The sequence below is a fragment of the Streptomyces sp. MB09-02B genome (genome assembly GCF_033794485.1).
Taxonomy (GTDB): Bacteria; Actinomycetota; Actinomycetes; order Streptomycetales; family Streptomycetaceae; genus Streptomyces.
Genome location: NZ_JARGEE010000021.1, coordinates 1 through 22718, shown reverse-complemented (window position 1 = coordinate 22718; position 22718 = coordinate 1). Strand labels below are relative to the sequence as shown.

The 22718-nt window shown below is 71.5% G+C and carries 23 protein-coding genes; 8 read left to right on the top strand and 15 right to left on the bottom strand.

What is annotated here, in order from left to right:
- Positions 1-120 precede the first annotated feature (120 nt).
- From P1P70_RS05565 to P1P70_RS05515, 12 genes are all read right to left on the bottom strand, one after another.
- Positions 121-1266, bottom strand: coding sequence for a polyprenyl synthetase family protein (locus tag P1P70_RS05565; protein WP_319235052.1), 1146 nt, complete (start codon positions 1264-1266; stop codon positions 121-123).
- Entirely contained in the window at positions 1263-2690 is a 1428-nt protein-coding gene (gene hpnE, locus P1P70_RS05560) for a hydroxysqualene dehydroxylase HpnE (RefSeq protein ID WP_319235051.1), read from the bottom strand. Before hpnE ends, P1P70_RS05565 begins: the two co-directional genes overlap by 4 nt.
- Positions 2687-2830, bottom strand: coding sequence for a DUF6380 family protein (locus tag P1P70_RS45665; protein WP_413471420.1), 144 nt, complete (start codon positions 2828-2830; stop codon positions 2687-2689). The genes hpnE and P1P70_RS45665 overlap by 4 nt, the downstream gene beginning before the upstream one ends.
- A complete protein-coding gene (gene hpnD / locus P1P70_RS05555; RefSeq protein WP_319235050.1) occupies positions 2827-3777 on the bottom strand; it encodes a presqualene diphosphate synthase HpnD in 951 nt (316 codons plus the stop codon). Before hpnD ends, P1P70_RS45665 begins: the two co-directional genes overlap by 4 nt.
- A complete protein-coding gene (hpnC, locus tag P1P70_RS05550) occupies positions 3774-4676 on the bottom strand; it encodes a squalene synthase HpnC (RefSeq protein WP_319235049.1) in 903 nt (300 codons plus the stop codon). Before hpnC ends, hpnD begins: the two co-directional genes overlap by 4 nt.
- A 458-nt stretch (positions 4677-5134) precedes the next feature.
- Positions 5135-5902, bottom strand: coding sequence for an ABC transporter ATP-binding protein (locus P1P70_RS05545; RefSeq protein ID WP_319235048.1), 768 nt, complete (start codon positions 5900-5902; stop codon positions 5135-5137).
- Positions 5895-6824: an ABC transporter permease gene (locus tag P1P70_RS05540; protein ID WP_319235047.1), complete on the bottom strand. Its 930-nt coding sequence runs from the start codon at positions 6822-6824 to the stop codon at positions 5895-5897. Before P1P70_RS05540 ends, P1P70_RS05545 begins: the two co-directional genes overlap by 8 nt.
- A 95-nt stretch (positions 6825-6919) precedes the next feature.
- Positions 6920-7792 carry a glycosyltransferase family 2 protein gene (locus P1P70_RS05535; protein ID WP_413471421.1) on the bottom strand — a complete coding sequence of 291 codons (873 nt, stop codon included), beginning with the start codon at positions 7790-7792 and terminating at the stop codon, positions 6920-6922.
- Positions 7793-7800: 8 nt separating this feature from the next.
- Positions 7801-8529 (bottom strand): CDP-alcohol phosphatidyltransferase family protein, encoded by a 729-nt coding sequence (locus tag P1P70_RS05530; protein WP_413471419.1) that lies wholly within the window; start codon positions 8527-8529, stop codon positions 7801-7803.
- Positions 8530-8557: 28 nt separating this feature from the next.
- On the bottom strand, positions 8558-9622 hold the full coding sequence (locus tag P1P70_RS05525) for an iron-containing alcohol dehydrogenase family protein (protein WP_220645151.1): 1065 nt from the start codon (positions 9620-9622) through the stop codon (positions 8558-8560).
- Entirely contained in the window at positions 9610-10362 is a 753-nt protein-coding gene (locus P1P70_RS05520; RefSeq protein WP_319235040.1) for a phosphocholine cytidylyltransferase family protein, read from the bottom strand. The genes P1P70_RS05525 and P1P70_RS05520 overlap by 13 nt, the downstream gene beginning before the upstream one ends.
- Positions 10359-12164, bottom strand: a complete 1806-nt coding sequence (locus tag P1P70_RS05515; RefSeq protein WP_319235077.1) for a DUF5941 domain-containing protein — start codon at positions 12162-12164, stop codon at positions 10359-10361. The genes P1P70_RS05520 and P1P70_RS05515 overlap by 4 nt, the downstream gene beginning before the upstream one ends.
- 403 nt (positions 12165-12567) lie before the next feature.
- On the opposite strand from P1P70_RS05515, the gene galE reads away from it, so the two are divergent.
- From galE to idi, 4 genes are all read left to right on the top strand, one after another.
- Positions 12568-13539 (top strand): UDP-glucose 4-epimerase GalE, encoded by a 972-nt coding sequence (gene galE, locus P1P70_RS05510; RefSeq protein ID WP_319235038.1) that lies wholly within the window; start codon positions 12568-12570, stop codon positions 13537-13539.
- A gap of 169 nt (positions 13540-13708) precedes the next feature.
- Complete coding sequence (locus P1P70_RS05505; protein ID WP_319235037.1) at positions 13709-14647, top strand: cation diffusion facilitator family transporter; 939 nt, start codon at positions 13709-13711, stop codon at positions 14645-14647.
- The gene (locus P1P70_RS05500; RefSeq protein ID WP_319235036.1) at positions 14638-15156 is read left to right on the top strand and encodes an N-acetyltransferase; all 519 of its coding nucleotides are present in this window, start codon (positions 14638-14640) and stop codon (positions 15154-15156) included. The genes P1P70_RS05505 and P1P70_RS05500 overlap by 10 nt, the downstream gene beginning before the upstream one ends.
- Positions 15157-15280: 124 nt before the next feature.
- Positions 15281-15874: an isopentenyl-diphosphate Delta-isomerase gene (gene idi, locus P1P70_RS05495; RefSeq protein WP_184901999.1), complete on the top strand. Its 594-nt coding sequence runs from the start codon at positions 15281-15283 to the stop codon at positions 15872-15874.
- 30 nt (positions 15875-15904) lie between these two features.
- Here the strand turns inward: idi and P1P70_RS05490 are convergent, their stop codons facing one another.
- Entirely contained in the window at positions 15905-16420 is a 516-nt protein-coding gene (locus tag P1P70_RS05490; protein ID WP_319235075.1) for an ATP-binding protein, read from the bottom strand.
- A 275-nt stretch (positions 16421-16695) separates the two neighbouring features.
- Here P1P70_RS05490 and P1P70_RS05485 point away from each other — a divergent pair, with 275 nt between their 5' ends.
- Positions 16696-17439: an enoyl-CoA hydratase/isomerase family protein gene (locus tag P1P70_RS05485; RefSeq protein WP_319235034.1), complete on the top strand. Its 744-nt coding sequence runs from the start codon at positions 16696-16698 to the stop codon at positions 17437-17439.
- An 18-nt stretch (positions 17440-17457) separates the two neighbouring features.
- Here the strand turns inward: P1P70_RS05485 and P1P70_RS05480 are convergent, their stop codons facing one another.
- Together P1P70_RS05480 and P1P70_RS05475 are read right to left on the bottom strand one after the other, a co-directional pair.
- On the bottom strand, positions 17458-18093 hold the full coding sequence (locus tag P1P70_RS05480) for a DJ-1/PfpI family protein (RefSeq protein ID WP_319235033.1): 636 nt from the start codon (positions 18091-18093) through the stop codon (positions 17458-17460).
- 11 nt (positions 18094-18104) lie between these two features.
- Positions 18105-19064 (bottom strand): GlxA family transcriptional regulator, encoded by a 960-nt coding sequence (locus tag P1P70_RS05475; protein ID WP_319235031.1) that lies wholly within the window; start codon positions 19062-19064, stop codon positions 18105-18107.
- Positions 19065-19186: 122 nt separating this feature from the next.
- On the opposite strand from P1P70_RS05475, the gene P1P70_RS05470 reads away from it, so the two are divergent.
- The 3 genes from P1P70_RS05470 to P1P70_RS05460 all read left to right on the top strand — a co-directional run.
- Positions 19187-20053 carry an SCO6745 family protein gene (locus tag P1P70_RS05470; RefSeq protein ID WP_319235030.1) on the top strand — a complete coding sequence of 289 codons (867 nt, stop codon included), beginning with the start codon at positions 19187-19189 and terminating at the stop codon, positions 20051-20053.
- A gap of 86 nt (positions 20054-20139) precedes the next feature.
- On the top strand, positions 20140-20283 hold the full coding sequence (locus tag P1P70_RS05465; RefSeq protein WP_169797823.1) for an LPFR motif small protein: 144 nt from the start codon (positions 20140-20142) through the stop codon (positions 20281-20283).
- A gap of 155 nt (positions 20284-20438) precedes the next feature.
- Positions 20439-22718, top strand: a 2280-nt coding sequence (locus P1P70_RS05460) for a Tex family protein (protein WP_319235028.1), incomplete at its 3' end; no start/stop codon positions are given.

The window sequence follows — 22718 nt, the reverse complement described above, 5'->3', positions numbered from 1 at the left end:
TGGACGGATCTCTCTGCGGTGGGTCAGCCGTCGGCCGGTGCGTGTCCGGTGACGGGGCACCGGCCGGCGACTACGCGAGGGCTATTCGACCGATGACGGTCGGCTCCTGGGGGATGGTGCTCATCTCTTCCGTACGACGACGAAGTCCGCGAGCGCCGCGAACTCCTCCCGGACCCGCTCGGGCATCCGGATCGAGTCCAGTGCCTCGATGGCGATGCGGTGCTGGCGGCGGGCCTCCTCGACGGCCCACTCGCGGCCGCCCGCCTCCTCGATGAGGGCGGCGCGCGCGGCGAACTCCTCCTCGGAGAAGTTCTCGAAGTCGCTGGCCTTGGCGTCGGCGGCGAGGAGTTCGCCCAGCTGTTCGGAGGCCGGGCCGCCGGCCGCGAGCGCGGCCACCACGGGCAGGGACTTCTTGCGCTGGCGCAGATCGCTCCAGGTCTGCTTGCCCGTGGAGACCGGGTCGCCCCAGATGCCCAGCAGGTCGTCCACGGCCTGGAAGGCGAGGCCGAGGTGGTAGCCGTACTTCTCCAGCGTGTCGGCGGTGGGGTCGTCCGCGCCGCCGAGGACGGCACCGATGGAGCAGGCGCAGGCGAGCAGGGCTCCGGTCTTGTTGCCCTCCATCTCCAGGCACTCCTCGACGGTGACCCGCTCGCGGTGCTCGTAGGAGATGTCCTGGGCCTGTCCGTCGATGAGCGCCCGGGTCGCCGTGGTGACGCGGCGGGTGGCGCGGGCCGCCTCGGCGGTGCCCAGTTCGAGGAGGATCTCGTTGGCGAGGACCATCAGGGCGTCGCCGACGAGGATGGCCTGCGCGGGGCCGTGCACCTTCCACACGGTGTCGCGGTGGCGGCGCTGTTCGTCGCCGTCCATCAGGTCGTCGTGCAGCAGCGAGAAGTTGTGCACCAGCTCCACCGCGACCGCGCCGGGGATACCGACCTCGGGTGCGGCGCCGGTGACCTCGGCGGACATGACGGCGAGCGCGGGGCGTACGGCCTTGCCGCCGTCGCCGTCCGCGGGGTTGCCCTGGGCGTCGATCCAGCCGAAGTGGTAGGCGGCGACGGTGTCCATGGGGGGCGCCAGCCGGTCGACGGCCGCCCGCAGCACGGGGGTGGCCAGGGTCCGCCCGCGCTCCAGGAGCGCGGTCACGTCCACCGCGGTCCTCGCGGCGGCCGTCACGGCCGGGGGCACAGTGGGCACAGTCTCTCCAGATGTCGATGTGTTCGCGGTACCGAGAGCGCGGGAACCGGTCCGGTGCGCTTCGAGCGTCATGCCGCCTCCTCGTGGTCGAGGAGGCGGTGCCGGGGCCGGCCCGCGGCGGCGAGGGCGGCGTCCGCCGCCGCGATGCCGCTGCGGACCGCGCTCTCCATGGTCGCGGGCCACCCGGTGGCGGTCCACGCTCCGGCCAGGTACAGGCCGGGTGCCTTGGTGCGGGCGCCGGGCCTGAGCCGTCCGACGCCGGGGGTGGGAGCGAACGTCGCGGTGCGCTCCCGGGTCACGAAGAAGTCCTGCACCCCGGCGCCGCGCGCGCCGGGCAACAGCCGCTCCAGCTCGGGCAGATACCGCTCGCGCAGGACGGAGACCGGTGCGTCGATCTCGCTCCGCGCGGCCGACTGCGACAGCGCCAGGTACTGGCCGTGACGCAGGCCCGAGGCCTCGGTCCGGTCGAAGACCCACTGCACGGGTGAGCCGAGCGCCGCGAAGAAGGGCCTGCCGAGCACCTTGCGGTCGTACACCACGTGGACGTTGAGGATCGGCGCGGTGCCGATCTCCAGCAGCCGTCCGGGGTCGTCGAGGGCTCCCCCGGGCAGCAGGTCGTGCGTCTCGCGCTGCGGTACGGCGAGCACGACCGCGTCCGCGTCGAGGGTCTCGCCGGGCACCTCGACCCGCCAACTCCCGTTCTCCGTACGGGAGACGGAGGTGGCGCGGGCGCGCAGCACGGTACGGACGCCCGCCGAGTCGAGCGCCTTGAGGGCCCGCCGGTCGTGCAGTTCGCCGAGCGGGACGTGGGCCCAGCCGATGTCGGCGGCGCCCGGCTCGGACAGCAGTCCCGTCTTGAACACCATCGCGGCCAGCGCGAGGGAGGCGTCGCCGGCCACCGCGTTGAGGGTGGCGACCCCGACGAGGTCCCACAGTGCCTCGACGGCCCGCGCCGACTGCCCGTGCGCGGCCAGCCAGCCGCCGAAGTCCCGCTCGTCCAGGGCGGGATCGGCGAGGTCGAGCGCCTTGAGCGCCAGCGCGGCCCGCCCCACCTTCGCACGCTCGGCGAGCGAGAGATGGGTGTACGTGGCGAGGCTGCGCCCCAAGTGCAGCGGCACGGGCAGCGCGTCGCGCCGCAGTCTGCCCAGCCGCCTGCCCGGCCGACCCTCGGCGTCGAGAACGGGCACGTCGAGACGATCCTGCAAGGGGGCGAGCGCGGCCGCGTCGACCCGGTCGAGGAACCAGCGGTAGGCGGTGCAGCACCGCAGGTACACATGCTGTCCGTTGTCGACGGTCAGGTCGCCGCGCTGGAAGGAGAAGGCGAGTCCGCCGAGGCGGGGCCGTCCTTCCAGCAGGGTGACCTGGACGCCCGCGTCCGCGAGCGAGAGCGCGGCGGTGATGCCCGCCAGCCCTCCGCCGACCACCACGGCCGTGCGTGGGCGCGGGCCCTCGCGATCCTCGTCCGGCAGTCCCCCGGACTGTGCGCCGTCGGTCATCGTGCACCCTCCCCTGACGGTCCGCCGGGGTGCCGGAGCGGTTCGCGGCGGACCGTCGCTGTCTGGGACGCCCCGCCGGTGCGGAGGGTTGCGTACCACTTTTCGCCGATGGGTTCGGCTTGGGGCGGATTGTCCCTCACACGCGCCTCCTGACGGTACGGCGTGACACATGGCGGGCGTCCAGACCCGAGAGGCCGCGCACGGCGACGTACGCCTTCTCCCGGCCGGGCAGCGAGACGCGCCCGCGCAGGACGGCCTCCGGCTCGCGCTCGATGCGGTCCAGCAGTCGGCGGTAGATGCCGGCCATGGCGGCGACACAGGCGCCGCTGCGGCGGTCGAGCATCGGCAGCAGCCGGTACCCCTCGGCGAACAGGGCGCGGGCCCGGCGCACCTCGAAGTGCACCAGACCCGCGAAGTCGGAGTCGGCGGGTGGCAGCTGCCCGGCGAACCCCGCCGAGCAGCCGAACTTGGCGAGGTCGTCGGAGGGCAGATAGGTCCGCCCGCCCTCCGCGTCCTCACGAACGTCCCTGAGGATGTTGGTGAGTTGGAGGGCGAGTCCGAGGGTGTCGGCGTACTCGGGCGCGCGTTCCGCACCGCGTGCGCCGGGTTCCGTGCCGAAGACGCCGAGCGAGAGCCGGCCGATGGCACCGGCGACGCAGCGGCAGTAGACCTTGAGGTCGTCCCAGGTCTCGTAGTGCTCGCCGTGCACGTCCATGAGGACGCCGTCGATGAGTTCGTCGAGGGCGTCGAGCGGGATCGGGAAGGCGGCCGCGGCGTGGGCGAGGGCGACCGCGACGGGGTCGGTGTCGTCCTCGTCGACCGAGCGGCTCCTGACCCGGGTCAGGAGCGCTCTGGTCTCCTCCAGCCGGGCCGCCTTGACCTCGATCGCGAGGGCGCCGTCACCGATGTCGTCGACGCGCCGGGAGAGCGCGTAGAGCGCGGACATCGCGCGACGCTTGGGCGTCGGCAGCAGCCTGATGCCGTAGGCGAAGTTACGGGCCTGCTGTCCGGTGACGGCCTCGCAGTAGCTGTAGGCGGCGAGTACCGGCGCGGACACGTGCGGTTCCGACTCCACGATCCGGATCACCCCTCTCCTCGCAGGGTCGCGCCCACCTCGCGCAGCAGCCGGAGCTTGCCGGGCTTGGGCGGGCCGGGAAGTACGTCGAACTCGGCGGCGGTGATCGCGTGGACGGCCGCCCTTCCGCCCGCCACGAACCCCGCGAGGAGCAGCCTCAGCCTGCCGTGGACGCTGCCCACGAGGGGGGCGCCCTCGTCGAGGAGGGCTCTGGCGCGTTCCGCCTCGTACGCGACGAGGGCGCGTACCGACGCGCCCGCGGTGGGCGCGGCGAGATCCGTCTCCCGGACGTGGAAGCGCTTCATGTCGGCGGCGGGCAGATAGATCCGATCGCGGCCCAGGTCCTCGGCGACGTCCTGGAGGTGTTCGACGATCTGCAGCGCGGTGCAGATCGCGTCCGAACGCCGGACCCGCTCGGGGGTGGTCGCGCCGGTGACGGCGAGGACCAGGTGGCCGACGGGGTTGGCGGACAGCGCGCAGTAGGCGAGCAGGTCGTCGTAGGTCTCGTACCGCTTGACCAGCTGGTCCTGGCGGTTGGCGGCGATCAGCGCGAGGAACGGTTCGGGGGTGAGGGAGCGGCGGCGGACGGTGTGCCGCAGCCTGCGCAGCAGGGGGTGGTTCGGGGTGCCGTCGAAGACCTTGCCGAGGTCGGCCTCGAACGCGTCGAGGAGGAGCAGGCGGTCGTCGGCGTCCTGCGGGGCGAGCCCGAGGAGGCGGGCGTCGGCGCCGCCGGGGGCGAGGTCGCCGTCGCCGATGTCGTCGACGAGGCGGGCGAAGCCGTAGACGGCCATGAGGTCGTCACGCCAGGCCCTCGGCAGGAAGAACGGGGCGACGGGAAAGTTCTCGGCCCCGGCCTTGTCGAGGGTGTCGCGCTCCGGGTTCGCGATGCGCGCCGTCCCGGTTTCGGTCACCGCTCGTCACCCGGCGCGGGAACGGCAGAAGCGTGGTTGCGCTGGGGAGTCTCCGTAGCCATGGCCGTCACATCTCCCGTTCTACACTGCCGACCCAATACCCACTATTTCGGACACGCCGCCCAGTGGGCGGCGTCTGCGGCTGATGCCGGGTGTCGCGCATTATGGACCCACTTGCCGCGATTCGGCACCGGTACAGCTTACGTTGTACAACGCACCATGCTCCGTGGGGGTGTCCTGCACATCACAAGAACGCACCGATTGCCCCCAAGATTCCTATGGGCGGCCGGAGTTGACGCATCCTTGCCGAAGTTGGCGTTTCCCTTGCGGATGCCGCCCCCGGTCTGCCGCCCCCGGTCTGCCGTCCCCGGTCTGTCGGACGAGCGCCTCGCCCCGGTATCCCTTGCAGACGCCGGGCCCCGCCGGAGCAGTTCCGGCGGGGCCCGGGTCGTACACGGCTACTTGCCCGTGAACTTCTCGTATTCCTTGAGCACCTCGTCGGTCGGGCCGTCCATGCGGAGTTCGCCGCGCTCCAGCCACAGGACCCGGTCGCAGGTGTCGCGGATGGACTTGTTGTTGTGGCTCACCAGGAAGACCGTGCCGGCCTCCTTGCGCAGCTCGCGGATACGGGCCTCGGACCGCTTCTGGAACGAGCGGTCGCCGGTGGCGAGGGCCTCGTCGATCATCAGCACGTCGTGGTCCTTGGCCGCCGCGATGGAGAAGCGCAGCCGGGCCGCCATGCCGGAGGAGTAGGTACGCATCGGCAGCGTGATGAAGTCGCCCTTCTCGTTGATGCCCGAGAAGTCGACGATCTGCTGGTAGCGCTCCCTGATCTGCTCGCGGGACATGCCCATCGCGAGGCCGCCCAATATGACGTTCCGCTCGCCCGTGAGGTCGTTCATCAGGGCGGCGTTGACGCCGAGCAGCGAGGGCTGGCCGTCGGTGTAGACCTTGCCCTTCTCCGCCGGGAGCAGACCGGCGATGGCGCGCAGCAGGGTGGACTTGCCCGAGCCGTTGGAGCCGATCAGGCCGATGGCCTCGCCCCGGTAGGCGACGAACGAGACGCCCTTGACGGCGTGCACCTTGCGCACGCCCCGCTCCTCGCCGCGCTTGAGGATGCGGCTGAGGGCGGCGGTCGCGCTGCCCTTGCCGGTCTTGGCGCCGTTGACGCGGTAGACGATGTGCAGCTCGTCCGCGATGACGGTGGGGATGAGTGACTCAGCCACGGCCGTACCTCTCCTCCGCCTTCCAGAAGTACACGAAACCACCGAGCGCGATCAGCACGGCCCAGCCGCCGGCGACCGCCCACACGTGCGGGGGCAGGTTCTCGGAGCCGTAGCCGTCGATCAGCGCGAACCGCATCAGGTCCATGTAGATCGCGGCCGGGTTCCACTGGAGGACGTCCGCGATCCACTTGGGGTGGTCCTCCAGCATCACCGGGATGGAGAACATGACGCCGGAGGCGTACATCCAGGTCCGCATCACGAACGGCATCAGCTGCGCGAGGTCCGGGGTCTTGGACCCCATGCGGGCCATGATCAGCGCGAGCCCGGTGTTGAAGAAGAACTGCAGCACCAGCACGGGGAGGATCAGCAGCCAGGACAGGCGCGGGTAGCTGCCGAAGCCGACCGTGACACAGAACAGCACGATCATCGAGAACATCAGTTGCTGGAGCTGCTGGAGCGCGAAGGAGATGGGCAGCGAGGCGCGCGGGAAGTGCAGGGCGCGCACGAGGCCCAGGTTGCCGGAGATCGCGCGGACGCCGGCCATCACCGAGCTCTGCGTGAAGGTGAACACGAACACACCCGTGACCAGGAACGGGATGTAGACCTCGCGCGACATGCCCCGGTCGGCGTTCAGGATCAGACCGAAGATCAGGAAGTACACCAGCGCGTTGAGCAGCGGGGTGGCCACCTGCCACAGCTGGCCGAGCTTGGCCTGGCTGTACTGCGCGGTGAGCTTCGCCTGGGAGAAGGCGAGGATGAAGTGACGCCGCCCCCACATCTGGCGGACGTACTCCACGAGTCCGGGCCGGGCTCCGCTCACGGCGAGCCCGTACTTGGCGGCCAGTTCCGTCGCGGAGAGCCCGTCGTCGGGCGACGGACGGTCGCTCACCACAACCCTGCCGTCATGCGTTGTCTCACTCACAAATGGAAACTTTCGTCCTCAAAGTGCGCAGCCTGGTCGGGCCGAGGCGGAAACCTGGACCGGGTACGGCCGCATGCTCTCAGATTTCGAGCTTGTCAGATGACGGGAGGCCGTCCCAGCCGGGTCAGCCGCCACACCGTACGCCACTTCATGGGCCGGCGGGGACCGCAGGGGCTGCTCCAGCCCTCCTTGAAGCCGCCGAACCAGGCCTTCAGGGCAGGACCGGAGGGCTTGCGGAGCAGGGTCAGCAGCAGCCAGACGCCCAGGTAGACCGGGACGAGCGGGGCCGGGAGGTTGCGGCGGGCGAGCCAGACGCGGTTGCGCGCGACCATGCGGTGGTAGACCGCGTGCCGGGAGGGCGCGGTCGTGGGGTGGTACAGCACCATGTCGGACCGGTAGTCGATCATCCAGCCCGCGTCGAGGGCCCGCCATGCCAGGTCGGTTTCCTCGTGCGCGTAGAAGAATTCGTCCGGGAGGCCGCCGACTTCGGCGAAGACCTGGGTCCGTACGGCGTTGGCGCCGCCGAGGAAGGTGGTGACCCGGGAGGAGCGCATCGGGTCGGCCGCCCGCAGCCGGGGCACATGGCGCCGCTGGGTCTCGCCGGTCTCCGGGTCGGCTATCCGGAAGCTGACGATCCCGAGCTTCGGGTCGGCGTCGAAGGCCCGGCGGCAGAGCTCGGCGGTGTCGTGGTGCGCGAGCAGGCCGTCGTCGTCGAGGAAGAGCAGGACGTCGACGTCCCGGCCGCTGGGGCCGAACGCCTCTATGCCGATGTTTCGGCCGCCGGGTATGCCGAGGTTCTCGGGCAGCTCGACCGTCCGGACGCCCTCGGGGACGTCCGGGACGGGCGAGCCGTTGCCGACGACGACCGCCTCGACCCGGTCGCCCTCCTGCTTGGCGACCGAGTCGAGGAGGGCGCGGAGCTCGTCGGGGCGGTTGCCCATGGTGATGATCACCGCGCCGACCTTCATGGCGCCGCTCACTTCAGCCTGCTGGAGACGAGGATCGACACCAGGTGCAGCAGGGTCTGGAGCAGTGCGATGCCGGCGAGGACGGCGACGCCCACCCGGGAGAAGAAGAGGTCGCCCCGGATCTGGTCCACGACCGCGAGGGCCAGGATCAGCAGGGAGGCCTCGACGCCGAGGATCAGCCGGTGGAACTTCAGGGCGGCGGCGGCCTTGCGGGCCAGCGCCATGCCGGAGGAGCGCGGCTCGGCGGCCGACTCCTGGACCGGCGGCTTGCCGGTCTGGTGTCGGGCGACCCCGACGAGGTCCGTCTCGGCCTTGATCAGGATGGCGCCGAGCGCGGCGAGCGTGCCGAGGAAGGCCCACAGCCAGTCGATGCGGCCGGTGCCCCACAGGTCGGCCGCGCGCAGGCCGAAGCCGACGAGGACGGCCGCGTCGCACAGGTAGGCGCCGACCCGGTCGACGTAGACGCCGGTCATCGAGTACTGCTTGCGCCAGCGGGCGAGCTCGCCGTCGACGCAGTCGAACAGCAGGTACAGCTGGACCATCAGCACACCGAGGACGGCGCCCGGGATGCCCGGCACCAGCAGGGCCGGGGCGGCGAGGACGCCGAAGACGGTCATCAGGTAGGTCAGCTGGTTGGGCGTGACCCGGGTGTTCACCAGGTGCCGGTCTATCCGCAGCGAGATCTCGCGCATGTAGAGCCGGCCGGCCCAGTGCTCACCGCTGCGGCGGTCCTTCACACCCGGGGGGTGCACGACCGGGCGCAGCTCAGCTACTGATGGCTTTGGCATAGTCGGCGTAGGCGTCCTTGATCTGTTCGGTGCTCAGTTCGAGGTGTTCCAGGATGGTGTAGCGGCCCGGCCGGGTCTGCGGGGCGAACTCGACGACCTGGACGAACTCGTCGACCGTGAAGCCGATCTCGTCCGGGAGGACGGGCAGGCCGTGGTGGCGCAGCACCTCGGTCATCTGGCCCGCGATCTCGTGGTGGCCGCGCAGGAAGGTGGCGAACGCGCCGCCGAGACCGCACTGTTCGCCGTGCAGGGCGTTCCGCTTGGGGAACGTCAGGTCGAACGCGTGGCTGATCTCGTGGCAGGCGCCCGAGGCGGGGCGGCTGTCGCCGGCCACGGACATGGAGATCCCGCACAGCACGAGGGACTCGGAGAGCGTGGTCAGGAAGTCGTCGTCGCCGACCCCGCCGGGGTGGCGCAGCACGGCCTCGGCGGCCTGGCGGGCCATGGCGGCGGCCAGTCCGTCGACCTTCTCGCCGGTCTCCCGGCTGGACAGCTCCCAGTCGGCCACGGCGGAGATCTTGCAGATCACGTCGCCGATGCCGGCCCGCACGAAGCGCACCGGGGCCTCACGGATGACGTCGAGGTCGATGACGATGCCGATCGGGTTCGGCACCCCGTAGGAGCCGCGGCCCGCGTCGTTGTCGAGGGTGGCGACCGGGGAGCACAGACCGTCGTTGGCGAGGTTGGTGGCGACGGCGACCAGCGGCAGGCCCACCCGGGCGGCCGCGTACTTGGCGCAGTCGATGACCTTGCCGCCGCCGAGCCCGACCACAGCGTCGTAGTGACCGCCCTTCTTGATCGAGTCGGCGAGCCGTACCGCCCCGTCGATGGTGCCGTCGGCGTCACAGAACCAGTCCGCCTCCGGGAACGCGGGGGCGAACCGGTCGCGCAGCGCCGCGCCGGAGCCGGCGCTGATCGCGAAGGCCAGCCGGCCCGACGGCGCGATGCGCTGGTCCGACAGGATCGTCGCCAGATCATCGAGCGCGCCGGGACGGATGTCCACGACGACCGGCGAGGGGATGAGCCTCGTCAGTACTGGCACGCGATCTCACGTCCCTTGGCGAGGTCGTCGTGGTTGTCGATCTCGACCCACTTGACGTCACCGATGGGCGCGACGTCGATACGGAAGCCGCGGTTCACGAGCTCCTGGTAGCCGTGCTCGTAGAACTGCTGCGGGTCCGTCTCGAAGACCGTCTTCAGGGCGTCGGCCAGCTCGTCGGCGGCCTCGCCCTCGATGAGGGTGACGCCGATGTACTCACCGGTCGCCTCGGCCGGGTCCATCAGCTTGGTGATCTTGGCCATGCCGCCCTCGGGGCCGACGACGACCTTCATCTCCTCGTCGGCGAGGGACTTCACCGTGTCGAGGGCGAGGATGATCTTCTTGCCGTCGCCGCGGGCGGCGAGCAGGGTCTTCTCGACGGAGACCGGGTGCACGGTGTCGCCGTTGGCGAGGATCACGGAGTGCTTGATGGCGTCACGGCCGCACCAGAGGGAGTAGGCGTTGTTCCACTCCTCGGCCTTGTCGTTGTCGATGAGGGTGATCTTGAGCCCGTACTTGGCCTCCAGCGCCTCACGGCGCTCGTAGACGGCCTCCTTGCGGTACCCGACGATGATCGCGACCTCGGTCAGGCCGATCTCGGCGAAGTTGCCGAGGGTGAGGTCGAGAACCGTCAGGCTCTCCTCGGCGCCTTCGGGGCCGACCGGCACCAGAGCCTTGGGGAGGGTGTCGGTGTAGGGGCGAAGACGCCGTCCGGCGCCGGCCGCCAGCACGAGGCCGATCATGCGGGTTCTCCTTCATCGTGTACGGCGGGTGCGCCTGTTGTGTGGGCGGTCACCCAGAAGCGGATGCTCTCGAGGAGCACCAGCAGGGCCACGGCCACGGCGAGAGCCGTGAGCGCGACTGTGAACTCTGTGGGCGCGAGCAGCGCGGCCAGGACGGTGACCAGCAGGGTCCTGCCTTCGTGACCGCCGATCGCCCGCACCAGCCACCGCGGCGGCGCACCGGCGTCGCCGCGGATGCGGTACACCGTGTCGTAGTGATGGTAGGCGACGGCCCCCACGAGCCCGAAAGCCGCGGGAAGGGCGCCGTTCACCTCGGCCTTGGCCGCGAGGATCAGGACGGTGCCGTACTCGGCGGCGCGGAAGAGCGGCGGAATCAGCCAGTCGAGGGGGCCCTTGAGGGAGCGCTCGACGGCTTCGGCCGACAGCCCGACGTACAGGGCGGCCATGGCGACGACCTGCCAGGCAGGGCCCCAGACCCAGGCGGCGGTCACCACGGCCACGGCTCCGAAGGCCGCGCTGAGCAGTGCCGTCTTGCGCGGCGGGCCCGGCAGGAGCCGCGCCAGCGCTTCGGCGAGCGGGCCGGTGTCCGCGAGGTCCGCGAGGGCTTGGGCCGCCCGGTCCGTGCGCTGCGCCTTGCGGGTCAGCGAGCGCAGGACGCGGCCCGCCGTGGTGTACGTCGCGGCGAAGGCGCAGCCGATGAGCAGCGCGTAGAAGGTGATGCGGGGCGTGGTGACCGCCGTGAGGACCGCGATCATCGCCCAGCGTTCACCGATCGGCAGCACGATCATGCGCCGTACCCACACCGTCCAGCCGACGCTGTCGAGCTTGCCGGAGAGGGCGGCGGTGGGGCTGGTGTTGCCGGTGGCGTCGTGGTTCGCCTCGTTGAAGGAGAAGTCGACGACGTGGCGGCAGGTCTGCAGGACCATCGCGCCGAGGGCGAGGGCCCATACGTCGTCACCACCACGCGCGGCCCCGAGGGCGAGGCCCGCGTAGTAGGCGTACTCCTTGGCGCGGTCGAAGGTGGCGTCGAGCCAGGCGCCGAGCGTCGAGTACTGCAGCGAGTAGCGTGCCAACTGGCCGTCGGTGCAGTCGAGGACGAAGGAGAAGAGCAGGAGGAGGCCGGCCGCGACGAAGCCGCCGCGGGTGCCGGTGGCCGCGCAGCCCGCCGCGATCAGGGCGGTGATCAGCGAGGCCGTGGTGACCTGGTTCGGGGTCAGGCCCCGGCGGGCGCACCAGCGGGCGAGGTAGCGGGAGTACGGGCTGATGAAGTAGGTGGTGAAGAAGCCGTCGCGGGACTTCACCGCCGTGCGCAGCCGTACGGCCTCGTCGTCGACGTCGGCGACCGCCTGGCGGGCCTCGTCGCGGGCCTGCGGGTCGGCGGGGACGGCGGCGACCAGGGTGCCGAGCTCGGGCCGGTACAGGCCGACACCGTCGGCGTCGAGGGCGGCGACGACCCGGTCGGCGACGCTGTCGACGGCGACGGCCGTGGTGCCGCCCTCGGCCGAGTTCTCGCGGGTCAGCGCCCGGGTCAGCGCCTGGCGTGCGGCCGGCCGCACGGTCACGGCGCCCGGGAGGGCGGCGGCCTCGAAGCGGGGGTCGGTGAGTCCCAGGCGCAGCGCGTGCACATGGCCGACGAACCGGGTGTCGACGATCGCGACCCGCTGGTCCGCGGGCACCGTCGCCAGGAGCGTCTCGGCGTCACCGGCGTCGGAGGCGGTCCGCACGTCGAAGCCGAGCGACCGCAGATCGCCCTCCAGCGACGACCCGGGGACCGGCTGACCGGTGAGGATGGCGGTCGACAGACGAACTCACTCCCTGGGTGCCGACGCGATACGCGCCGGACATGTACGTGGTGGGGGCGCCCCGGCCCGCTGCGACCCGGCGGCGTGTCGGCAGAGGTTATCGGATGAAGAGAGGCGGGCGTTCACCGCCCGTTCACGGCCGGATCAGTTCGGCCTGCTCAAGCCGTCGGCCCTCCGCCGCGATCATCATCGGGGATGTGGGGGTTGCGCCACAAACTCCGGTGCGGATATCGGTGGATAGAGGTCGAAAAGCCGGGTTGCCGCCCCTCAGGAGCGTGCGATCGGCGCCCCTTCGAGGGGCGCGGGGCACGCCGCGACCCGTCACGACCGCACGCGCACCCGCCAACCCTGCACACCCCCTACGGCGAATGAGCACAACAGACACCCCGCATAAAGTGACCGCATGACATGGCTGATCACAGGCGGGGCGGGCTACATCGGCGCACACGTGGCGAAGGTCATGACCGAGGCCGGTGAACGGGTCGTCGCACTCGACGACCTCTCCGCGGGGGTCCGCGGCCGCCTCCCCGAGGACATCCCGCTGATCCATGGTTCCGCCCTCGACGGCGACCTCCTCAAGCGCGTGCTCACCGAGCACGCCGTGACCGGTGTGGTCCACCTCGCGGCCCGCAAGCAGGTGGGCGAGTCGGTCGCCCAGCCCACCCGCTACTACCAGGAGAACGTCGGCGGTCTCGCCGCGCTCCTGGAGGCGGTGGCCGCCGCCGGGGTCGAGCGCTTCCTCTTCTCCTCCTCCGCCGCCGTCTACGGCAACCCCGACGTGGACCTCATCACGGAGGACACCCCGTGCGCCCCGATGAGCCCGTACGGCGAGACCAAGCTGGCCGGGGAGTGGCTGGTCAGGGCCGCGGGGCAGGCGCACGGCATCGCGACCGTGTGTCTGCGCTACTTCAACGTGGCCGGCGCCGCCGAACCCGCTCTGGCCGACACCGGCATCTTCAACGTCGTCCCGATGGTCTTCGACCGCCTCACCCGTGACGAGGCGCCGAGGATCTTCGGCGACGACTACCCCACCCCGGACGGCACCTGTGTCCGCGACTACATCCATGTCGCCGACCTGGCCGACGCGCACCTCGCGGCGGCCCGCCGTCTCACCGGCGGGGACGTCACGGGCGACCTGACTGTGAACATCGGCCGGGGCGAAGGCGTTTCGGTCCGCGAACTCGTCGACCTCATCGGCGAGGTGACCGGGGACCGCCGTCCCGCGCTCGTCGAGCCCCGCCGCCCCGGTGACGCGCCGCGCGCGGTCGCCTCGGCCGAGCGGGCCCGGCGCGAGCTCGGCTGGACGGCCCGGCGCGGGGTGCGCGAGATGGTCGAGTCCGCCTGGGCGGGCTGGCGGTTGCACCACGGTCGCTGACTGTCCCCCCGTCCGCCGCTCCGGATCATGGCAACGCTCTGACCTGCATGTCGTTTCCGCAGGTCAGAGCAGATGACAACGGTGTTCAGTGCCGCGTTGCCGGATACCCCCCACCCGTAGTTGACTGTGATCCGGAGCCGAACACACGGACGCATGAGAGGCGGATTCCATGGGGGCCGGTCACGACCACGGGCACGCGCATCACGCGCCGACCAGCGGTACGGCGGCAGCGGCGTACCGCGGGCGGCTGCGGATCGCGCTGGCGATCACGCTCACCGTCATGGTGGTCGAGATCGTCGGCGGCGTGCTCGCCGATTCGCTGGCGCTCATCGCCGACGCGGCGCACATGGCGACGGACGCGGTGGGCCTCGGCATGGCGCTGCTCGCGATCCACTTCGCGAACCGCCCGCCGAGCGGCAACCGCACCTTCGGCTTCGCCCGCGCCGAGATACTCGCGGCGCTTGCCAACTGTCTGCTCCTGCTCGGCGTCGGCGGCTATGTGCTGTTCGAGGCGATCCAGCGGTTCATCACACCGGTCGGGACACAGGGCGGACTGACCGTCGTCTTCGGCGCGATCGGCCTGGTCGCGAACATGATCTCGCTGACTCTGCTGATGCGGGGCCAGAAGGAGAGCCTGAACGTCCGGGGCGCCTTCCTGGAGGTGGCCGCGGACGCGCTCGGTTCACTGGCGGTGATCATCTCCGCGACGGTCATCCTGCTCACCGGCTGGCAGACCGCCGACCCGATCGCCTCGCTCGTCATCGGTGTGATGATCGTCCCGCGTACGGTGAAGCTGCTGCGCGAGACCCTCGACGTCCTGCTGGAGGCGGCGCCGAAGAACGTCGACATGGCCGAGGTGCGGGCCCACATCCTGGCGCTGCCCGGCGTGGAGGACGTCCACGATCTGCACGCCTGGACCATCACCTCCGGCATGCCGGTGCTCTCCGCCCATGTGGTGGTGAGCTCCGACACGCTGGACTCCATCGGCCACGAGAAGATGCTGCACGACCTCCAGGGCTGCATCGGCGATCACTTCGACGTCGAGCACTGCACCTTCCAACTGGAGCCGAGCGGCCACGCGGAACACGAGGCGAAACTGTGTCACTGACCACCGACTGGACCACGCGACCGGAGACATCCGCCGACCGCGAGGGGGTGTACGGCGTCAACGCCGCCGCCTTCGAGACCGACGCGGAGGCCGGACTGGTCGACGCGCTGCGCGAGGACCCCGGCGCCTGGCTGCCGGGCATGTCGTACGTCGCCGAGGCCCCGGACGGCACGATCGCGGCGTACGCGCTGATCACCCGCTGCCATGTCGACGAGGCGCCCGCGCTGGCGCTGGCCCCCGTCGCGGTGCTGCCGGATCACCAGCGGCAGGGGGCGGGCGCGGCCGTCGTACGCGCGGTGCTGGAGGCGGCACGCGCGCGCGGGGAGCGGCTCGTCCTCGTCCTGGGGCATCCCGGGTACTACCCGCGCTTCGGTTTCGTACGTGCGTCCGAGTACGCCATCCGGCCGGCATTCGAGGTGCCGGACGAGGCGATGATGGCGCTGGTCCTCGACGGTTCCGCCACGGTGGCGTCCGGCACCATCAGGTATCCGGCGGCTTTCGGGGTCTGATCCACGGGCCCAGGTGTCTTCGGCAGGGGTGTGCGGGTAGGACATGCGGGTCGACCGCGACGTGCCGGGAGAGCCGGTGTCGTGCGGCAGACTTGAGGCTCGAAGAACGAGGCGAAGGATGGGCATGCCGATCACACCTGCCACCGCGATGCACAGTCCCGAGAGCGGCACCACGGAAGCGATCCTGCTGGAGCTGGTCGACGAGGACGGCACCACGATCGGCACCGCGGAGAAGCTGGCCGCTCATCAACCGCCCGGGCAACTGCACCGGGCGTTCTCCGTCTTCCTCTTCGACGAGCGTGGCCGGCTGCTGCTGCAGCAGCGTGCCCTCGGCAAGTACCACTCCCCCGGCGTCTGGTCGAACACCTGCTGCGGCCACCCCTACCCGGGCGAGTCCCCCTTCGCGGCGGCCGCACGGCGGACGCACGAGGAGCTCGGGGTCTCCCCGGCGCTGCTCGGTGAGGCGGGCACGGTCCGCTACAACCACCCGGACCCGGACTCGGGCCTGGTGGAGCAGGAGTTCAACCACCTGTTCGTCGGGTTGCTCCAGGCCCCGCTCCGGCCGGACCCGGAGGAGGTCGGGGACACCGCGTTCGTCACCCCGGCCGAGCTCGCGGAGCGGCATGCCAAGGACCCCTTCTCGGCCTGGTTCATGACGGTCCTGGACGCGGCCCGTCCGGCGGTCAGGGAGCTGACGGGGCCGGCCGCGGGCTGGTGACCACGGCCTCCGGCCCGGGGCCTCGGGCCCTCACCCCTGGATCAGATGTGCGGGTTCGAGCGGCAGGGCGACCCAGACCACCTTGCCGCCGCTCGCGGTGTGCTCCACGTCGCAGACCCCGCCCGCCTCCAGGGTGATCTCCCGCACCAGGAGCAGACCACGGCCGCCGAGCCGGCCGTGGTCGGTCTCCAGGGCGGTCGGGCGGTAGGGGTGGTTGTCCTCCACCGAGACCCGCACCCACCGGGCTCCGACGGCGACCTCGACGGCGAGCGTGGGGGACAGGAGCGCCGCGTGTTTCACGGCGTTCGTCACCAGCTCGGAGACGATCAGCAGGAGCCCCTGGACGAGGTCGTCCGAGATGGGCACGCCCTGGCGGGCGAGCAGTTCCCGGACGGCGCGTCGCGCCTGCGGCACCGAGGCGTCGACTGCGGTGGCGGTGAACCGCCAGACCCCTTCGTAAGGCAGTGGCGCCGGCGGCCTCGGGGCCTCGGGTCCGTGCCCGCCGCCGTCAGGGCGTGGGTCGCTCCCGCGCCCTTGGTCGTCCATGGTCCGGTCGCCACCCTTGCGCTCGATTGTCACCACATGTCGAGTGTTGGTAACTCGACGCCGCACGCGGAGAACTGAACAGAAGTCAGCGTGTATCGACGACTTTCGGATCACTTGTGAGCGGGTCGGTCGGGCACAGGACAGCGACTTTTCGAGCTGCGTCGCTTTCGGAACTATTCGGGTTGTACGGGTTCGACGCCGGTCTCGCCCGCTTCCTCCCTCGGCCCCTCACTCTCCGTAAAGCGCCCGGAGGGCGAGTGGTTAGCATCCGGGGCATGGAGCCTCAGCTGCTGGACACCGTCGCCGACGGGATCGCGACCGTCGTCGTCCACCACCCCGCCAAGCGCAACGCCATGACGGCGGGGATGTGGCGGGCGCTGCCGCCGCTGCTGGACCGGCTGGCCGCAGACCCCCGGGTACGGGCACTGGTGCTGACCGGGGAGGGCGCAACCTTCTGCGCGGGGGCCGACATCTCCACGCTGCGGGGGTCCCCGGAAGAGGCCCAGCGACTGGCGGGCCTCGCCGAGGAGGCCCTCGCCGCCTTTCCCAAGCCGACCCTCGCGGCGATCCGGGGGCACTGCGTGGGCGGCGGGGCCCAGCTGGCGGCGGCCTGTGATCTGCGGTTCGCTCAGGAGGGGGCACTGTTCGGGATCACCCCGGCGAAGCTGGGGCTCGTCTATCCCGCCTCCTCCACCCGTAGGCTGGTGTCGCTGGTCGGGCCGAGCACCGCCAAGTACCTCCTGTTCTCCGGCGAGTTGATCGACACCGAGCGGGCGCTGCGCACGGGGCTCGTGGACGAGGTGCTGCGCGACGACGAACTCACCGATCGGGTCGAGGAGTTCACCCGGATCCTGGTCTCGCGTTCGCGGCTGACACAGGCGGCGGCCAAGGAGTTCGCGGACGGCCGCACCGACCGCGACGCCCACTGGGCCGAGCAGGCGCGCGGCAGCGGCGACGCCGCGGAGGGCGTCGCCGCGTTCCTGGAGCGCAGGCCGCCCCGGTTCACCTGGAGTTCCTGAGCTCCCACACCCCCGGCCTCACCGCAGGACGTGACGGCTGTTGTCGCGGAACCATTCGACGAGGTGGGCGGGGGCCTTCTCCGGTGCGCCCGCGTCGTACGGAGGTTGCGGGTCGTACTCCGTGGCCAGCTGGATCGCCCGGGCATGGTCGTCGCCCGCGATCCGGCCGAGCAGGGTCAGGCCCATGTCGATGCCGGAGGAGACTCCGGCCGCGGTGACGTACTTGCCGTCGAACACCACCCGCTCCCCCGTCGACTTCACGCCGAACCGCTCCAGCGCGTCGAGGGCCAGCCAGTGCGAGGTGGCGCGGCGGCCCTGCAACAGGCCCGCGGCGGCGAGCAGCAGGGAGCCGGTGCACACGGAGGTCGTCCAGGCGCTGGTGGCGTCCGCTGTGCGCAGCCAGCCCAGGAGGGCCTCGTTCTCCATCTGCGCGCTCTGGCCGGGTCCGCCGGGAACGATCACGATGTCGGGGTTCGGCACCTCGGCCAGGGTCTTGTCGGCGGTGATCGCCAGGGTTCCCTGGTCGGTGCGGACCGGGCCGGCCTCCTCCGCGACGAAAAGCAGTTCCGCGTCCGGGGCACGGCCGAGCGTCTCATAGGGGCCCACGGCGTCGAGGGCGGTGAAGCGGTCGAAGAGGACGATGGCGATCTGCATCGGGTTTCCTTTCAGCGGGTGAGGTCGGAGGCCGGGCGGAAGCGGCGGCGGTACTCCGCCGGGGAGGTGGCGAGGGCCTTCACGAAGGCGCGGCGCATGGCCTCGGCGGTGCCGTAGCCGCAGGTGCGGGAGATCTCCTCCACCCCGTCTGAGGTGTCCTCCAGGAGGCGGCGGGCGTGTTCGAGGCGGACCCGGTCGACGTACCGGCCCGGGGTCGTGCCCGTCTCGGTCCGGAAGGCGCGGGCGAAGTGGCGGGGTGAGAGCCGGGCGCGGGCGGCCAGGTGTTCGACGCTCAGGTCGTCGCCGGGGTGCTCGTTGATCCACCGCTGGACCTCGCGGAGCGGTTCCCGTTGCGCGGTCTGGGCGGCTAGCTGGGCGCTGAACTGGGCCTGGTTGCCCGGGCGGCGCAGAAAGACGACGAGATGACGGGCGATGGCGAGGGCGGTCTCACGGCCGATGTCCTCCTCGACGAGCGCGAGGGCGAGGTCGATGCCGGCGGTGACTCCGGCGGAGGTGGCGATGTGCCCGTCGCGGACGTAGATGGGGTCGGGGTCGACCTCGACCGCCGGGTGACGGCGGGCGAGGGTGTCGCAGTACGCCCAGTGGGTGGTCGCCCTGCGGCCGTCCAGGAGGCCCGCCTCGGCGAGCAGGACGGCGCCGGTGCAGACCGAGACCAGGCGCTCCGCGCGCGGACCGTGCTCGCGCAGCCAGTCGACGACCTCGGGAGCCGGGTGCCGCGTGCCCTGACCGCCCGGGACGAGCAGGGTGTGCGCGGCGGGGGCGGTGGCGAGGGTGTGGTCCGGTACGAGGGTGAGGCCGCTGGAGGTGCGTACGGGTGTGCCGTCCAGGGAGGCCGTGCTGATGCGGTAGGTCCCCGGAGTGTGCTGTTCCGCACCGGCGAAGACCTCCAGCGGGCCGGTGACGTCGAGGCTCTGCACGGCGTCGAAGAGGACGACCAGGACGGTTCGCATGCCTTCGATTCTTGGGTGGCCGGGTCATGACCGCAATGACGAGCACCCCACCTTTCCTGCCATCGGGGCAGGGGGCGGGACCGCCCTCCGCACCCGTACCAACCAGTCGGTAACCTGCGGGTATGACCTCTTCCCTGCCGGAGCGCGCCGGGCGGCGCTGCCACAGCCTCCTCAATCCGTTCCACTCCGCGCACTACTTCTCGACGGATCTCGGGCGGGAGCTGGCCGCCGTGGGGGTCGAGGACCCGAAGGCGGCGTACTTCGCCGTACGGGCCGCCGCCCTGGGCCGTGTCGGCGCGGGCGTCGTGACGGCGACGTTCTTCAACTTCCGTCACGAGCTGGTGGCGGAGCACGTGCCCGCCGTGTGGGAGACGGCGTCGCCGTCCGCGGTGCTGGCGGCCCGGGAGCGCGCTGTGGACGCCACGCTGCGACGGCTGCTCGGTGCGGAACGGCTCGCCTCCGTGGAGCTCGCCGAGGCGGCGGAGCTGGCGCTGCGCGCCACCGAGGCGTGTGTGCGGAGCGCACGCCCCCTGTACGCCGCGCACGCCGACCTCCCCGTACCCGAGCGCCCCCATCTCGCGCTCTGGCACGCGACCACGCTGCTGCGCGAGCACCGGGGCGACGGACATCTCACGGTGCTCCTCGACGCCGGTCTCGACCCGGTCGAGGCCCTGGCGAGCCACACCGCCACCGGGAAGGGCATGTCCCCGAAGTGGGCCGTCGCCACGCGCGGCTGGACGCGGGACGACTGGGACGCGGCGTGCGCCCGGCTGCGGGAGCGCGGGCTGCTCGACGCCGAGGGCGGGCTGACGGAGGCGGGCGTGGCTCTCCGCAGGGAGATCGAGGACGCGACGGACCGCCTGGACCTGGCCCCGTACGAGCATCTCGGCGCGGCAGGGGTGGCGCGGCTCACCGAGCTGATGACCGGCCTGGTGACGACGATGCTCGGCGCGGGGGCGTTCCCGACGGGGATGATCGGCAAGGGGTGAGGCCGGAGGACGCAGGCATGAACAGTGCCGGGCGCGGTACCCGATCGTTCCTGGCCCAGCCAGCCGGGAGACGAAAGGGGAAGTACGTGTTCCGTGCGATCGCAGACGTGTTGCGGCAGATCGGTGGGGCCATCGCGACGGTGGTCACGCTGCCGTTCCGGGCGGTGGCCCGGCTCTTCGGGGGCGCGTCGAGTTCGACGCGCCGCACCGGGCGGGCCCGCCGGGCCTGAGGGCGGCCAGGCCGACACATCAGGGGAGCCGGACGCGTGGTCGCGTCCGGCTCCCCCGCTGTACGGGTTCGCGCGTTTCCCTCCCTGAGCCCCCGCTGTCCGTGCCACCTGCCACAATTGCCGCGCAACCTCAGTGGAGAAGGCGGTACGGGAACGTGACGACACCCGGGTCCATCGAAGTACGGTCCATCGAAGGCAGGATCGCCGAGGAGCTCGGCGTACGGGAGCGGCAGGTCAAGGCCGCGGTGGAGCTGCTCGACGGCGGTTCGACCGTGCCCTTCATCGCCCGCTACCGCAAGGAAGCGACCGAGATGCTCGACGACGCGCAGCTGCGCACGCTCGAGGAGCGGCTGCGCTATCTGCGGGAGCTGGAGGAGCGCCGGACCGCGATCCTCGACTCGGTGCGCGAGCAGGGCAAGTTGACGCCCGAGGTCGAGGGGCGGATCCGCGGCGCCGAGACCAAGGCCCGTCTGGAGGACATCTACCTCCCCTTCAAGCCGAAGCGGCGCACCAAGGCGCAGATCGCCCGCGAGGCCGGTCTCGAACCGCTGGCCGAGGGCCTGCTCGGGGACCCGACCGTCGAGCCCCTGGCCGCCGCCGCGGCGTTCGTGGACGCCGAGAAGGGTGTGGCCGATCCGCAGGCCGCCCTGGACGGCGCGCGGGCGATCCTCACCGAGCGGTTCTCGGAGGACGCCGACCTGATCGGCGAGCTCCGCGAGCGCATGTGGGTACGGGGCAGGCTGGCCGCCAAGGTCAAGGACGGCAAGGAGGACGCGGGCGCCAAGTTCGCCGACTACTTCGACTTCGCCGAGCCGTTCACCGAGCTGCCCTCCCACCGCATCCTGGCGATGCTGCGCGGTGAGAAGGAGGACGTCCTCGATCTCGTCCTGGAGCCGGAGGAGCCCTCCGAGCAGCCCGGCCCCTCGTCGTACGAGGGGATCGTCGCGCATCGGTTCCAGATCGCCGACCGGGGCCGGCCCGGCGACAAGTGGCTGACGGACACGGTCCGTTGGGCCTGGCGGACCCGCATCCTCGTCCACCTCGGCATCGACCTCAGGCTGCGGCTGCGGACGGCCGCCGAGGACGAGGCGGTGAACGTGTTCGCGGCGAACCTGCGCGATCTGCTCCTCGCCGCCCCGGCCGGTACGCGCGCGACGCTGGGCCTGGACCCCGGCTTCCGTACGGGTGTGAAGGTCGCCGTGGTGGACGCCACCGGCAAGGTCGTCGCCACCGACGTGATCTATCCGCACGTCCCGGCCAACAAGTGGGACGAGGCCATCGCCAAGCTGGCGCGCCTGGCCGGGGAGCACGCGGTCGAGCTCGTCGCGATCGGCAACGGCACGGCCTCCCGGGAGACCGACAAGCTCGCCGGTGAACTGATCACCAAGCACCCGGAGTTGAAGCTCACCAAGGTGATGGTGTCCGAGGCGGGCGCGTCCGTGTACTCGGCGTCGGCGTTCGCCTCGCAGGAGCTGCCCGGGATGGACGTCTCCCTGCGGGGCGCCGTGTCGATCGCGCGCCGTCTGCAGGACCCGCTTGCCGAGCTGGTCAAGATCGACCCCAAGTCGATCGGTGTCGGGCAGTACCAGCACGACCTGTCCGAGGTGAAGCTCTCCCGTTCGCTGGACGCGGTGGTGGAGGACTGTGTGAACGGCGTGGGCGTGGACGTGAACACGGCCTCCGCGCCACTGCTGGCCCGGGTCTCCGGCATCTCCTCCGGGCTCGCCGAGAACATCGTGGCCCACCGTGACGCCAACGGCCCCTTCACCTCGCGTTCCGAGCTCAAGGGTGTGGCGCGGCTGGGTCCCAAGGCGTACGAGCAGTGCGCGGGCTTCCTGCGCATCCGGGGCGGCGACCCGCTGGACGCGTCCAGCGTGCACCCGGAGGCCTACCCCGTCGTCCGGCGGATGGTGAAGACCTCAGGGCAGGAGGTGGCGGCGCTCATCGGCAACACGGGGGTCCTGCGGTCGCTCAGGCCGGCGGACTTCGTGGACGAGACGTTCGGTCTGCCGACCGTGTCGGACATCCTGAAGGAGCTGGAGAAGCCGGGGCGGGATCCTCGGCCGGCCTTCAAGACGGCCACCTTCAAGGAAGGCGTCGAGAAGATCTCCGACCTGGAGTCCGGGATGGTGCTGGAGGGCGTCGTGACGAACGTCGCCGCCTTCGGGGCGTTCATCGACGTCGGTGTCCACCAGGACGGGCTGGCGCACGTCTCAGCGCTGTCCCGGACGTTCGTGAAGGATCCGCGGGACGTGGTCAAGCCCGGGGACATCGTGAAGGTGAAGGTGCTCGACGTCGACATTCCGCGGAAGCGGATTTCGCTGACGCTGCGGTTGGACGACGAGGCGGCGCCGAAGGGTTCAGCCGGGCAGTCCGGAGGGGGTGCTCGGCAGCAGCGGGGTTCCCGTGGGGGGCAGGCGCCTCGGCAGCAGGGG

Coding starts and splice junctions, on each gene's coding strand:
- galE (WP_319235038.1), top strand. CDS start 12,568: ATGACATGGCTGATCACAGGCGGGGCGGGCTACATCGGCGCACACGTG.
- P1P70_RS05475 (WP_319235031.1), bottom strand. CDS start 19,064: ATGCGAACCGTCCTGGTCGTCCTCTTCGACGCCGTGCAGAGCCTCGAC.
- P1P70_RS05535 (WP_413471421.1), bottom strand. CDS start 7,792: ATGAAGGTCGGCGCGGTGATCATCACCATGGGCAACCGCCCCGACGAG.
- idi (WP_184901999.1), top strand. CDS start 15,281: ATGCCGATCACACCTGCCACCGCGATGCACAGTCCCGAGAGCGGCACC.
- P1P70_RS05565 (WP_319235052.1), bottom strand. CDS start 1,266: ATGACGCTCGAAGCGCACCGGACCGGTTCCCGCGCTCTCGGTACCGCG.
- P1P70_RS05480 (WP_319235033.1), bottom strand. CDS start 18,093: ATGCAGATCGCCATCGTCCTCTTCGACCGCTTCACCGCCCTCGACGCC.
- P1P70_RS05490 (WP_319235075.1), bottom strand. CDS start 16,420: ATGGACGACCAAGGGCGCGGGAGCGACCCACGCCCTGACGGCGGCGGG.
- P1P70_RS05505 (WP_319235037.1), top strand. CDS start 13,709: ATGGGGGCCGGTCACGACCACGGGCACGCGCATCACGCGCCGACCAGC.
- hpnE (WP_319235051.1), bottom strand. CDS start 2,690: ATGACCGACGGCGCACAGTCCGGGGGACTGCCGGACGAGGATCGCGAG.
- P1P70_RS05470 (WP_319235030.1), top strand. CDS start 19,187: ATGACCTCTTCCCTGCCGGAGCGCGCCGGGCGGCGCTGCCACAGCCTC.
- P1P70_RS05485 (WP_319235034.1), top strand. CDS start 16,696: ATGGAGCCTCAGCTGCTGGACACCGTCGCCGACGGGATCGCGACCGTC.
- P1P70_RS05520 (WP_319235040.1), bottom strand. CDS start 10,362: ATGATCGGCCTCGTGCTGGCGGCCGGCGCCGGACGGCGTCTTCGCCCC.